Origin of the sequence: Methylosinus sporium (genome assembly GCF_003113265.1) — a bacterium.
Classification (GTDB): Bacteria; Pseudomonadota; Alphaproteobacteria; order Rhizobiales; family Beijerinckiaceae; genus Methylosinus; species Methylosinus sporium.
Genome location: NZ_PUIV01000042.1, coordinates 16,986 through 28,151 on the forward strand (window position 1 = coordinate 16,986; position 11,166 = coordinate 28,151).

Annotated in this window: 11 protein-coding genes; 5 read left to right on the forward strand and 6 right to left on the reverse strand. The window is 66.3% G+C overall.

Annotation, left to right across the window (positions count from 1 at the left end; translation table 11 throughout):
- Positions 1-23: 23 nt before the first annotated feature.
- From tsaD to C5689_RS17275, 3 genes are all read right to left on the reverse strand, one after another.
- Complete coding sequence (gene tsaD / locus C5689_RS17265; RefSeq protein ID WP_108918490.1) at positions 24-1,085, reverse strand: tRNA (adenosine(37)-N6)-threonylcarbamoyltransferase complex transferase subunit TsaD; 1,062 nt, start codon at positions 1,083-1,085, stop codon at positions 24-26.
- A gap of 108 nt (positions 1,086-1,193) precedes the next feature.
- Positions 1,194-1,400 (reverse strand): DUF1192 domain-containing protein, encoded by a 207-nt coding sequence (locus C5689_RS17270; protein ID WP_108918481.1) that lies wholly within the window; start codon positions 1,398-1,400, stop codon positions 1,194-1,196.
- Between the two features lie 50 nt (positions 1,401-1,450).
- A complete protein-coding gene (locus tag C5689_RS17275; protein WP_244594776.1) occupies positions 1,451-1,990 on the reverse strand; it encodes a SixA phosphatase family protein in 540 nt (179 codons plus the stop codon).
- A 362-nt stretch (positions 1,991-2,352) separates the two neighbouring features.
- On the opposite strand from C5689_RS17275, the gene C5689_RS17280 reads away from it, so the two are divergent.
- The 3 genes from C5689_RS17280 to C5689_RS18920 all read left to right on the forward strand — a co-directional run bounded on the left by C5689_RS17280 (position 2,353) and on the right by C5689_RS18920 (position 3,673).
- On the forward strand, positions 2,353-2,658 hold the full coding sequence (locus C5689_RS17280) for a hypothetical protein (protein WP_108918482.1): 306 nt from the start codon (positions 2,353-2,355) through the stop codon (positions 2,656-2,658).
- Positions 2,659-2,770: 112 nt separating this feature from the next.
- Positions 2,771-3,136 (forward strand): tRNA-binding protein, encoded by a 366-nt coding sequence (locus C5689_RS17285; RefSeq protein WP_108918483.1) that lies wholly within the window; start codon positions 2,771-2,773, stop codon positions 3,134-3,136.
- Positions 3,137-3,160: 24 nt separating this feature from the next.
- Positions 3,161-3,673 carry a type II toxin-antitoxin system TacA family antitoxin gene (locus tag C5689_RS18920; RefSeq protein ID WP_244594777.1) on the forward strand — a complete coding sequence of 171 codons (513 nt, stop codon included), beginning with the start codon at positions 3,161-3,163 and terminating at the stop codon, positions 3,671-3,673.
- Between the two features lie 61 nt (positions 3,674-3,734).
- Here the strand turns inward: C5689_RS18920 and C5689_RS17300 are convergent, their stop codons facing one another.
- From C5689_RS17300 to ppdK, 3 genes are all read right to left on the reverse strand, one after another.
- Positions 3,735-4,817, reverse strand: a complete 1,083-nt coding sequence (locus C5689_RS17300; protein ID WP_167398742.1) for a cell wall hydrolase — start codon at positions 4,815-4,817, stop codon at positions 3,735-3,737.
- A 142-nt stretch (positions 4,818-4,959) separates the two neighbouring features.
- Positions 4,960-5,379 carry a secondary thiamine-phosphate synthase enzyme YjbQ gene (locus tag C5689_RS17305; RefSeq protein ID WP_108918484.1) on the reverse strand — a complete coding sequence of 140 codons (420 nt, stop codon included), beginning with the start codon at positions 5,377-5,379 and terminating at the stop codon, positions 4,960-4,962.
- Positions 5,380-5,429: 50 nt separating this feature from the next.
- Positions 5,430-8,108 carry a pyruvate, phosphate dikinase gene (gene ppdK / locus C5689_RS17310; protein WP_108918485.1) on the reverse strand — a complete coding sequence of 893 codons (2,679 nt, stop codon included), beginning with the start codon at positions 8,106-8,108 and terminating at the stop codon, positions 5,430-5,432.
- A gap of 315 nt (positions 8,109-8,423) precedes the next feature.
- Here ppdK and C5689_RS17315 point away from each other — a divergent pair, with 315 nt between their 5' ends.
- Entirely contained in the window at positions 8,424-9,929 is a 1,506-nt protein-coding gene (locus tag C5689_RS17315) for a YcjX family GTP-binding protein (protein WP_108918486.1), read from the forward strand.
- A gap of 136 nt (positions 9,930-10,065) precedes the next feature.
- Positions 10,066-10,812 (forward strand): hypothetical protein, encoded by a 747-nt coding sequence (locus C5689_RS17320; RefSeq protein ID WP_146188417.1) that lies wholly within the window; start codon positions 10,066-10,068, stop codon positions 10,810-10,812.
- Positions 10,813-11,166: the final 354 nt, after the last annotated feature.

The following is an 11,166-nucleotide window of genomic DNA, read 5'->3' on the forward strand; positions in this document are numbered from 1 at the left end:
GCTCAGCCGAAGGCATGGCCCGCTCACGCCTTGCCGTGGTGCAGCGAGCCGGCGTTGGCGTCGAGCGGCCAGCGCGGGCGGGCGGCGAAGGTGAGATCATCCGTCATGCCGCGCGCAAAGCGCTCGAGCCCGGCCCAGGCCACCACGGCGCCATTGTCCGAGCACAGGCCCGGCGGCGGCGAGACGAAGCGCAGCCCGGTCTCGGCGCAAAGACGGGTGAGCGCGCGGCGGATCGCGCCATTGGCGCCGACGCCGCCGCCGATGACGAGGCCATTGGGCTGGCCGCCGCTCTGCGTGAAGATGCGCAGGCCGGAACGCACGCGATCGACTAGAACGTCGACGATCGCCGCCTGGAAGGAGGCCGCGAGATCGGCGACGTCGCGCTCGGTCGGCGTTCCGATCCGGGCGATCTCCTGCCGCACCGCGGTCTTGAGGCCGGAGAGCGAGAAATCCGCCCCCTCGCGGCCGAACATGGGACGCGGAAAATCGAAACGGGCCGGATCGCCCTCCTCCGCCAAACGCTCGATATGCGGGCCGCCTGGATAGGGAAGGCCGAGCATTTTCGCGACCTTGTCGAAGGCCTCGCCGGCCGCGTCGTCGACTGTGGAGCCGAGCCGCTTGTAATCGCCGACGCCCAATACGGCGACGAGCTGCGTATGGCCGCCCGAGACCAGCAGAGCGAGATAGGGGAAGTCCAGCCGCTCGGTCAGCCGGCCGGTGAGCGCATGGGCCTCGAGGTGATTGACGGCGATGAAGGGCTTGTCGGCGGCCAGCGCAAGCGCCTTGGCCGCAGTGAGGCCGACGAGAATACCGCCGATGAGGCCCGGCCCGGCCGAGGCCGCTATAGCGTCGACGCCGGCGATGTCGGTTCCCGCCGCGTCCAGCGCGCGGACGATCAGGCGCTCCAGCACATCGATATGGGCGCGGGCCGCGATCTCCGGCACGACGCCGCCATAGGCCGCGTGCTGGGCGATCTGGCTCATCACCTCATTGGAGAGAATGTCCCCGCCATCGCCGCCGATGCGCGAGGCCACGACGGCGACCGCCGTCTCGTCGCAGGTGGTTTCAATGCCGAGAACGCGCATGGACGGGTCCTTGAACGCCAGCGCGCGAATCGCGGCGCCGACGGGAGCGAAAACAGGCGCCAACCTATAGGCGCGCGGGCAGGCAAAGCAAATCGCCCCCGACCGTGTCTATTTTTTGAAAAAAGCGTCGGCGGCGGCGAGCGAGGCCGCCTTGGCGGCGCGCGCCCGCTCCAGCCGCTCGATCTCGTCGCGCAGCAGAGCGATGCGCGCGTCGAACTCCGCGACGGAGAGCGCGTCCAGCGGCTGGCCGATTTCGTGGGAAGCGGTCTTGCCGCTGCCCGGCCCCGAGCGCGGGCGGTCGTCTTGCTCCGTCATGGTCGCGGCTCTTTCGTCGTCTCTTGCGTCTCGGAGAAGCGAGCTTCGCGTCAATCCGGCTCGTCGGCGACGCCGCCGCGCAGATCGCCCGGCGTCACGAAACGCTCGAGATGGCCGGCGCCTTCGCCGACCAGCGCCCAATCCTCGGCGTCGAAATCCAGCACGGCCAGCGCCGCGGTCGGATATTTGGAGCGCATTCTGGTGAGCGCCTCGGGCTCGCCGTCGGCGGCGAGGGCGGAGGCGAGTTCGGCGAAGCCGGGATTATGGCCGATGGCGAGCAGAGTGGAGATTTCGGCCGGCGTCTGCCGCACGGCGTCCAGCAGGCGGTCGGGCGTCGCCAGATAGAATTCGTCGTCCAGTCGGCGCTCGACCTCGCGCGGAAACGCCTCCAGAGCGAGGTCCAGCGTCCGCTTGGCGCGGCGCGCGTCAGAGGCGACGGCGAAATCCGGCGCCAGCCCGGCCTCGGCCAGATAGCGGCCGACGGAGCGGGCGTCCTCCTCGCCGCGCTTGGTCAGCGGGCGCTGGCGGTCGCCCCCCGCGGAATGGGCGTCGGCTTTGGCGTGGCGCAGCAAGATGAGACGTCGCATCATTCGTTCGGTCCGATCGCTAGACGGCGGCCCGGAGCGGGAGCGCCCCGAGTGGCACAATTTTCCTAAAATCGCCACGTCGGCGCGCCGGAGCCTGTCCGGCCAAAAATCACTCTTTGCCGATCATAGCGAAAGTTTCGCGACGCGGCGCGCCCATATGGGCGGCGCCGAGCGCCGGTCCGGCGAGCGAATTGCCGCGGCGATCCGCTCGCGCGCGAGGTTTTCGAAGCGTCTCTGTTGCGCTATAGCATTTTCCCCGATGGCGCTTCGCAGCCATCCCGCGCCCGCGAGGACGGAATCTCGCGCGCGCGGCGGAGATCGACGATTGCGGCGCTCGCGCCGTGGGAACTGGGGGAAGGAAACGCATGATCCGCGAATTCCAATATCGTGGCGAAACTTTCAGGGTCAACGCGCATGGCGTCGCCGGTCACGAGGAGGTGTTCATCATGCACCTCGTCGACGGCGAAGAAGAGGGCGAGATCTCCATCGACCGCATGACCGAGGAGAACGACACCAGCGCGCCGATCGACGCCATCTGCGTGATGCTGTGTGACAAGCTCATCATCGAGAACAGCATCGACGTCGCCGATCCGGACGGAGCCTTCGCCTGGGTCGAGATGAAGACGCTGCGCGACGTTCTGCCCACCCGCGACGACTGGGCGACGCACTGAGACGGCGCCGGTCCGCCGCGAGAGTGGGCCGGCGGCGCGTATTCTTTGTCGAGAGGCCGCCTCGCGCGGCTTCTCGACGAAATGCGGCGCAGCCGCGCTTCGGATTTCACGCATGAGCTCCGACCCCGCCGCGCCTGCGGCAGAACGGATCGATTTCACGCATTTTGCGGCCGTCGACATTCGCATCGGCACGATCGTCGCCGCCCATGCTTTTCCCGAGGCGCGCAAGCCCGCCTATAAGCTCGAGATCGATTTCGGCCCTGGCCTCGGCGTCAAATGCTCCAGCGCGCAGATCACGGCGCATTACGATATTTCGACGCTGATCGGGCGTCAGGTGGCGGCGGTGGTGAATTTCCCGCCGCGGCAGATCGGCAAATTCATGTCCGAGGTGCTAGTGCTCGGCTTTCCCGACGAAAATGGCGATGTGGTGCTGGTCGCGCCGGAGCGGGCCGTGCCGAATGGGGCGCGGTTGTATTGAGGGGCTGGCGGCTCGCCGCTTTATTTGAAGACGTTGAGCCAACCGAACAAATCGACCAGAGACTCGAATGTCTCCAGCCAGCCGTTCCAAGCGAATATTCGCTCTCGAATCGTCGGTGGTTCTTGTTCCGACATCGTCGTGGCGGCGTCGTCCCGCTCCCTTCGAATTGAAGTTTCGAGTGCGAGTGCGAATGCTATTGTCATACGCATGAAAGAGCAATCCGCGGCGACCTCCGTCCTGAGCGTGAGGGTCTCACCCAATGAGCGTGCGCTGCTCGAAGAGGCGGCGTCCCAGTCGCGCATGACCTTGAGCGAATTCATGCGTCGCAAGGCGGTGGAGGCGGCGGAGGCGGAGGTGCTCGAGCGCGGGGTCGTCACCATACCGGCGAAAGATTGGGAAGCGTTCGAGGCGTGGCTCGAACGTCCCGCCGAGCCGATCGCTGCGCTTTCGGCGTTGGCGCGGCGACGACAATGCGCGCAGCTTTTACGCGCGATGGGGGGTTTTGCGATCTGCCCTATGATCCGCGCCGCGCGATGATCATTCGCATGGCCGATCTGCGACTGAGCTTCACGGAGCGTCGCTGATTTAGCGGCTCGTCTCACGTCTGCCCCGGCCGCAGCCGATAGAAGATATGATTGCCGATCTTATCCATCTTCTTCAACTGTTTAGCCCAACGCGGCTTCACATAATTCGCATGGTAATGCGTCGAGCGGCCCACATCCGAAATATAGGTGTGGCCGTTCATCACCTCGTCGGCGATGCGCTGGGCTGTGGCCCAGGAGTCGGGCTCGGTGACGCGCAGCTTGCGGCCCTCGCAGGCGAAGGAGAATTGGCAGGCCTTGTAATGGCTGCGGTTCTGATAGACGACGCCGCAGACGCTGGTCGGATAGAGGCCCGAGGACACGCGGTTCAGCACCACTTGCGCCACCGCCGCCTGCCCGGCCTCCGGCTCGCTGCGCGATTCGAAATAGACCGCCTCGGCGAGGCAGCGCTTCTCGCGCGCCAGCTTGTCCGGGTCGATGAGCGAAGCGTAATCGGGCGGCGTCTTCGGATTCCGCAGAGCGCGCGAAGGCGCGAAGGAGGCGACGGCGATCGGCACAGCGTCGGGCTGCGCCGGCGTCGAGGAGGCGAGCGCCGCGGCGCGCGCGACCTGCGGCGTGGCGCCATGGGCGGCGCGCTCGCGCATCGCCTGCGAGATGCGCTGCGTCGTCGCCGAGCCGCGCTGCGTCGGCGATACTTGGCCATTGCCGCGCTGCGTGGTCGGCGCGCCGCTCGAATCGGCGAGAAGATCGGCTTCCGGCCCGGCGGGGGAGACGGTCGTCGTCTCGCCATCGGCGCCGAGCGAGACCTCCACCGTCTCGCCGTCGTCGCGCCGCGTGTCGAAAGACGGGCGCATGGCGATGATGGGATCGCCCTTCCTGGTGCGATCGACCTCGGGGAAAGCCTCGGCGTGGGGCTTGAGCGCGGCATGAGGCTCGCGCTCGTCCGGCCGCGCGTGAATATCCTCCGGCGAGCCGACCGACAGGCGCGCCGTTTGAAGGCGCGCGAGATGCGGCGGAATATTCCAGCCTTGCGAAGGGTCCTGGCCCGCCGCGGCGGTGAAGGACACCAATAGGCCAGCGCCCAGCCACCAGGGCGCGATGACGCCTATGGCCCAGCTCACTCCCGAACGACGACCCATACGCTCAACGCCCCGTCTCGACCCGCGAAAAAGCGTGGCCGAAGCGCCACACGCAAACGCAGAAAAGCTCACGGGGAAAATTTATCGCAGATTAGGCTTGCAGGTCGGTTAAGGCGGCGCTCGTCGGGCGTCCCGCTTTGGATCATTCGCCGAGAAGATGCGCGACGAGCTCGCGCGTCTGCGCGCCATGGCGATGCTCGAAGAGATAGATCGCCTGCCACGTCCCCAGAACCAGAGCGCCGCGCGACAGCGGTATGGAGAGCTGCGTCTGCGTCAGCGCCGTGCGTATATGGGCGGGCATGTCGTCGGGGCCTTCCGTGTCATGCTCATAGAGGCCTTCGCCCTCGGGCGCGAGGCCGGCGAAGACGCGCTCGAGGTCGCGCAACACGGCGGGGTCGGCGTTTTCCTGAATGGTGAGCGAGGCCGATGTGTGTCGGCAGAACAACGTCAGCAGCCCGGCGGTCAGGCCCTGGCCGTTCGCCCAGGCGGAGACGACGCGGGTGACGTCGTAAAAGCCCTTGCCGCGGGTCTCGACATGGAAAGGATGGAGCGACTGGCGCATGGCGGGAAATGTGCGGGCGAAGCGTGGAGAAGTCCAGCACTCCGCGCGGCTCACGCCGTGCTCACCGCCTCCTTGCCGAGCGCCGCCTGCGCGGCGGCGAGGCGGGCGATCGGCACGCGATAGGGCGAGCAGGAGACGTAATCGAGGCCGACGCTCTCGAAGAAGGCGATGGAGGCGGGATCGCCGCCATGCTCGCCGCAAATGCCGAGCTTGATCGTGGGGCGCTGCGCGCGGGCGCGCGTCGCGGCGAGGCGCACCAATTCGCCGACGCCCTCCTGATCGATGGTCACGAAAGGATCGGAGGGCAAAATGCCCTTTTGCGCATAGGCGCCGAGGAAAGAGCCGGCGTCGTCGCGCGAGACGCCGAGCGCCGTCTGCGTGAGGTCATTGGTGCCGAAGGAGAAGAACTCGGCCGTCTCGGCGATCTCGGCGGCGCGCAGGCAGGCGCGCGGCAGCTCGATCATCGTGCCGATGTGATATTTGGGCGAAAGGCCGGTTTCGTCCGCCACGGCCTTCGCCGTCGCGGCGATGCGCTCGGCGACGAAATCCAGCTCCGCCTTGGAGAAGACCAGCGGCACCATGATCTCTATGGCCGCGGGAACGCCGGTCTGTGCGGCGGAGGCGATCGCCGCCTCGAAGATCGCGCGCGCCTGCATTTCGGCGATCTCGGGAAAGGCGACGGCGAGGCGCACGCCGCGAAAACCGAGCATGGGGTTGAACTCGGAGAGCTCCTTGGCGCGCTGGCGCAGCTTGGCCGGATCCGCGCCCATGGCCTGCGCCACATCGGCGATCTCCGATTCCGTATGCGGCAGGAATTCGTGCAGCGGCGGGTCGAGCAGGCGGATCGTCACCGGCAGACCGGCCATGATCTCGAACAGCTCTTGAAAATCGCCGCGCTGGATCGGCAGCAGCTTGGCGAGGGCGGCGCGGCGTCCCGCGGCGTCATCCGCGAGGATCATCTCGCGCACCGCGATGATGCGGTCGTCCTCGAAGAACATATGCTCGGTGCGGGCGAGGCCGACGCCCTCGGCGCCGAAGCGGCGGGCGGCGCGGGCGTCGACGGGCGTCTCGGCGTTGGCGCGCACGCGCATCCGGCGCGCGGCATCGGCCCAGGACATCAGCACGGCGAATTCGCCGGTGAGCTCGGGCTGGCGCATCTTCACCGCGCCGGCGATGACGCGCCCGGCCGAGCCGTCTATGGTGACGAGATCGCCCTTGGAAAAGCGCCGCCCGGCGACGGAAAAGCTCTGCTCCTCGTAATTGACGCGGATCGCGCCGACGCCGCAGACGCAGGGCTTGCCCATGCCGCGCGCCACCACGGCGGCGTGCGAGGTCATGCCGCCGCGCGTCGTCAATATGCCCTGCGCGGCGTGCATTCCGCCGATATCCTCGGGGCTCGTCTCGACACGCACCAGAATGATCTTGCGCCCCTGCGCGGCGAGCGCTTCCGCCTCCGCGGCGTCGAAGACGATCTCGCCGACGGCGGCGCCGGGCGAGGCCGGAAGGCCGGTCGCCAAAATCGTCGGCTTCACATCCGGGTCGATGGTGGGATGCAGCAATTGGTCGAGCGACAGCGGATCGATGCGCAAAATCGCTTCTTCGCGCGTGATCAGCCCGTCATCGGCCATGTCCACGGCGATTTTCAGCGCGGCCGGCGCGGTGCGCTTGCCGGTGCGCGTCTGCAGCATCCAGAGCTTCCCGCGCTCGACGGTGAACTCCATATCTTGCATGTCGCGATAATGTTTTTCGAGAAGTTCGGAGACGCGGCGAAACTCTTCGAACACATCTGGAAGCGCCGCTTCCATCGAGGGTCGGCTGGAGCCGCCGGCGCGGCGCGCCGCCTCGGTGATCGGCTGCGGCGTGCGAATGCCGGCGACGACATCCTCGCCCTGGGCGTTGATGAGGAACTCGCCATAGAGCTCGCGCGCCCCGGTCGAGGGATTGCGGGTGAAGGCGACGCCGGTCGCGGAATTGTCGTCCATATTGCCGAAGACCATGGCCTGCACATTGACGGCCGTGCCCCAATCCTCGGGAATATTGTGCAGCTGCCGATAGATGACGGCGCGGTGATTCATCCAGGACGAGAAGACGGCGCCGATCGCGCCCCATAATTGCGCGCGCGGCTCCTGCGGAAAGGGGCGGGAAGTCGCTTTCTCGACAATCGTCTTGAATGTCCCGACGATAGTGCGCCAGTCCGCGGCCGAGAGGTCCGTGTCGAGCGAGAGATCCTTGCCGGCCTTGTAATGCTCGAGCGCGTCCTCGAATTCATGATGCTCGAGGCCGAGCACCACGGTCGCGTACATTTCGATGAAACGGCGATAGGAATCATAGGCGAAGCGCTCATTGCCGGCGATCGTCGCCAGCGCTCCGACGGTCTCGTCGTTGAGGCCGAGATTCAGCACCGTATCCATCATGCCGGGCATGGAGGCGCGGGCGCCCGAGCGCACCGAGACCAGCAGAGGCCATTTCGCCTCGCCGAAACTGTGCCCCGCGAGCTGGCCGAGGCGGTCCAGCGCCGCATCGATCTGCGGCCCGAGCTCGGCCGGATAGGTCTTGCCATGCGCATAGAAATGCGCGCAGACCTCGGTGGTTATGGTGAAGCCAGGGGGGACCGGCAGGCCGAGTCCGGCCATTTCGGCGAGATTGGCTCCCTTGCCGCCCAGCAGATTCTTCATCGCGGCCGCGCCTTCGGCCGCGCCGCCGCCGAAATTATAGACCCATTTGGTCATAGCATCATTTTCCGGGCGCCACGCTGCGGCGCAACATACAAGAACCGGACCGCCGAGAGCTTCCCCCGAAGGTTTCGCATATTCGAGCTCTGGCTCGCAACCGGCGGAGCCGGAACAAAGCCGCGTCGAGCCCGGCTCTGTGACAAAATAGGTCGGCCGAGACGAATATTCCGTGAACGCGGCGCCCGGAAAATCGCGCGGCGGCGCTCGCGCCCCGGCCGAACCCGGATGCGGCGTGTTTGATCGCGCGCCCGCTACCCAAATCGCCGGCCGCTTGTTACACGAAGAGCGACCCCGCACGCCCGAGCCGCCACCTTGTCGCAGATTTCCGATCTTCTCTTCGACACCGCCGTCGCCGCCGCCAGCCTCAAGGACTTTCTGGCGGGCGGACGCTTGCGGCTCGGCGTCACCGGCCTGTCGCGCTCCGGCAAGACGGTGTTCATCACCTCGCTGGTGCATCATCTGACCCGCGCCGTCGCCGCGCGCGACGCCGCGCATGGCCGCAAGAATCAGCTGCCCGTCTTCCGCGTCGCCGCCGAAAATCGCCTGCGCAGCGCCCATCTCGACCCGCAGCCGGACGACGCTGTGCCGCGCTTCTCCTATGAGGAGCATCTGTCCGCGCTGACCGGCGTCGATCGCCATTGGCCGCAATCGACGCGGCGCATCTCCGAGCTGCGCGTCACGCTGGAATATGACCGCAAATCCGCCGGGCTGCTGTCGAGCTTCCGCCCTGGTCCGGCGCGGCTGGACATAGATATCGTCGATTATCCCGGGGAATGGCTGCTCGACCTGCCGCTACTCGAGAAATCCTATGCGCAATGGTCGCGCGAGACGCTGGAGGCCGCCTCGGCGGCGGCGCGCGCGACCATCGCCGCCGATTGGCGCGGCGCCACGGCGGGGATCGATCCGCTCGGCCGCGCCTCGGAAGACGATGCGCGCAAGCTCGCGGCGCTATTCACCAATTATCTGCGTTCCGCCAAGACCGAGCGCTTCGCCCTCTCGACGCTGCCGCCGGGGCGCTTTCTGATGCCGGGCGAGCTCGAGGGCTCGCCTGCGCTGACCTTCGCGCCGCTGCCGGTGGAGGAAGGCTCGGCGCCCCCGTCCGGGAGCCTCGCCGCGATGATGGAGCGCCGCTACGAGGCCTATAAGACCCATGTGGTGCGGCCCTTCTTCCGCGATCATTTCGCGCGGCTCGATCGGCAGATCGTGCTGGTCGATGCGCTCGCCGCGCTCAACTCCGGCCCCGCCGCCGTGCGCGATCTCGAGACCGCGCTCGCCGATGTGCTGACGGCCTTCCGCACCGGCCGCTCCAATCTGCTCTCGACCATCTTCCGCCCGAAGATCGACCGCATCCTCTTCGCGGCCACCAAGGCGGACCATCTCCACCATACGAGCCATGATCGGCTCGAGGCCGTGCTGCGGCATCTCACTTCGCGCGCGATCGAGCGGGCCGAGGGCGTCGGCGCGACCATAGACGTGATCGCGCTCGCCGCCGTGCGTGCGACGCGCGAGGCCATCGTCAAGCATGACGGCGAGCAGCTCGCCGCCATCGTCGGCACGCCCATCGAGGGCGAACGCATCGGCGACGACGTGTTCGACGGCGTGGCGGAGGGCGCGATCTTCCCCGGCGAATTGCCGGCCGATCCACGCCATGTCTTCCGCGGCGACGCTCTGGCGCTGGCCGAGGAGGACGCCGATTTCCGCTTTCTGAAGTTCCGCCCGCCGATCGCCTCCCTCGGCCGCGACAAGGAGCCTCTCCCGCTGCCGCATATTCGGCTGGATCGGGCGATGGAGTTTTTGTTCGGGGATCGGTTGGGGTGAGACAACGCAATCGTGCGGGGTCGACGAGACGGCCAGGTCGTTCTATATTCGTTCTTTGATGCCGTCTCGACTGCGGCGACGAAACATATTGTCAATTCGCTCTATGGTAGTACGGGAGGCGAGAAGGCGTAACGAAATGAGCGGCGAATACCAATTCCGCATCGCGGATAGTTACACGCCTGCAACGCTCCCGATGGAGCGTCTTGCGGAATACATGACTGCGCTCGCTAGGCTGCTCGGCGAGGGTGCGCACGTTCATTTCCAAGCAATCATCCCAGGATCAGTCAGGCTGAAGGCCCGGGTGGATGAGCCCGCTCAACTCAAAGTTCGCGAGCGCGTTTATGCGGTTCGAGATGGTGGCGGCCCGAAGGATGCGCGTAAGGCATACGACGCGCTCGACGAATTACTCCGCAAGGACAACGCCAGTGGCGCACTCGCGGGCGATGACGGCGCGATCATAATTCCCTTCCCTGGCCGCACGCGCTCGGAACCGCTTGTCTTTGGCCCGTTTCGTCAAGACAGCACATTGGATGGGCAAATTTTCCGAATCGGCGGCAAGGACGATACCAAGCACGTCCTCATTCGCGACGGCGCGATGGAGTTCACCGACCTTGTGGCTAGCGAGTCGATCGCTCTACGGCTGCGGCACCATTTGTTCGGCGCGACTCTTCGCTTTCACGGCGAGGGTACATGGTTCCGTCATGGCGACGGCACATGGGAATTGAAAAGTTTCAGGATCAATGATTTCGAGGAACTCGAAGACAGGCCGTTGTCGGAGGTCGTCGCGAGTTTGCGCAAGGTGAAGGGCAGCACATGGCGTGAGGTTCCAGATCCTATTCGCGAGCTTCTCGAGGATCGTCACGGCAACGGAGACGCCAATTGATCGTCGCCTTCGATACGAACATTCTCGTCTATTTCTTCGACGAACAAGGCCAAAGCTCCGATTGACGCCGCTACGGGCGCGCCTGTCTCCAGCTGCAAAAATCGCCTAGATTTCTTGATCACGACGCTACAGCAGAACAGAGCCAAGATCATCATCCCGACGCCCGCTCTCGGCGAGCTCCTCGTCAAGGGGCGGGAAGCCGCGCCGGAGTGGCTCGCGATTCTCCACAAATCGCGACACTTCCGCATTTCAGGAGTAAGCGTTCACCCGGCGCCATTCTGGCGGCGCATGGCGTGGAAGTGGTAGCGGTTGGACATGGATAGCAACATCTATGTCTACGCCTATGCGCAGAAC

Coding starts and splice junctions, on each gene's coding strand:
- tsaD (WP_108918490.1), bottom strand. CDS start 1,085: ATGCGCGTTCTCGGCATTGAAACCACCTGCGACGAGACGGCGGTCGCC.
- C5689_RS17270 (WP_108918481.1), bottom strand. CDS start 1,400: ATGACGGAGCAAGACGACCGCCCGCGCTCGGGGCCGGGCAGCGGCAAG.
- C5689_RS17275 (WP_244594776.1), bottom strand. CDS start 1,990: ATGATGCGACGTCTCATCTTGCTGCGCCACGCCAAAGCCGACGCCCAT.
- C5689_RS17280 (WP_108918482.1), top strand. CDS start 2,353: ATGATCCGCGAATTCCAATATCGTGGCGAAACTTTCAGGGTCAACGCG.
- C5689_RS17285 (WP_108918483.1), top strand. CDS start 2,771: ATGAGCTCCGACCCCGCCGCGCCTGCGGCAGAACGGATCGATTTCACG.
- C5689_RS17300 (WP_167398742.1), bottom strand. CDS start 4,817: ATGGGTCGTCGTTCGGGAGTGAGCTGGGCCATAGGCGTCATCGCGCCC.
- C5689_RS17305 (WP_108918484.1), bottom strand. CDS start 5,379: ATGCGCCAGTCGCTCCATCCTTTCCATGTCGAGACCCGCGGCAAGGGC.
- ppdK (WP_108918485.1), bottom strand. CDS start 8,108: ATGACCAAATGGGTCTATAATTTCGGCGGCGGCGCGGCCGAAGGCGCG.
- C5689_RS17320 (WP_146188417.1), top strand. CDS start 10,066: ATGAGCGGCGAATACCAATTCCGCATCGCGGATAGTTACACGCCTGCA.